General features: G+C 69.2%; 1 pseudogene. It reads left to right on the top strand.

The annotated features are described in order from the left end of the window. Window positions 1-351 (top strand): annotated as a pseudogene (locus tag TW83_RS21290) (heme ABC transporter ATP-binding protein); the annotation flags it as partial.

The raw sequence follows: 351 nt of genomic DNA, 5'->3' as shown, positions 1-351 counted from the left end.
GATCCTGGACGAACCCACCGGCGTGCTGACGCCCGCCGAGGCCGACCACCTGTTCCGCATCCTCAAGGGGCTGCGCGACGAGGGCAAGACGATCATCCTGATCACGCACAAGCTGCGCGAGATCATGGAGATCACCGACAACGTGTCCGTGATGCGCCGCGGCGAGATGGTCGCCTCGGTGCGGACCGCCCAGACCAGCCCCGAGCAGCTGGCCGAGCTGATGGTCGGCCGCAAGGTGCTGCTGAACGTGGACAAGCAGCCGGCGCGGCCGCAGGCCCCGGTCCTTGAGGTGCGCGGCCTGACCATGGTGGATGCCGAGGGGGTGGAGCGCCTGCGCGGCATCGACCTGGA

The organism is Paracoccus sp. S4493, assembly GCF_000967735.1.
Classification (GTDB): Bacteria; Pseudomonadota; Alphaproteobacteria; order Rhodobacterales; family Rhodobacteraceae; genus Paracoccus; species Paracoccus marcusii.
The sequence above is the reverse complement of the archived record's forward strand: the minus strand, read 5'-3'. Positions and strand labels throughout refer to the sequence as shown.